General features: G+C 36.3%; 1 protein-coding gene. It reads right to left on the bottom strand.

Features of this window, described 5'->3' with window-relative positions; genetic code table 11:
- The coding region (locus EKL98_RS17955) for a DUF7687 domain-containing protein (protein WP_199740755.1) at nt 1–237 on the bottom strand (237 nt) is incomplete at both ends.

Raw genomic sequence — 237 nt, 5'->3', positions numbered from 1 at the left:
TCTTTTGCAAGTAACGGAACACGAGTAACAACTTCTTTTCCAAATATCACTTCTGTTACTAGTCCCATATGCAACATATCACAGATTCTACATAAATAAGATTTTCCCATTCCCCACCAAGTGTTGTGATCGTCAATCATTAGACAATGATGAATTTTTCTTCCTAAATGCTCTCTAACTTCGTTCAATTCATAACCATCAAGTTGGGTTTCATAAACTCCATCAGCAACACGGCTT

The sequence above is a fragment of the Flavobacterium bomense genome (assembly GCF_003970355.1).
The sequence above is the reverse complement of the archived record's forward strand: the minus strand, read 5'-3'. Positions and strand labels throughout refer to the sequence as shown.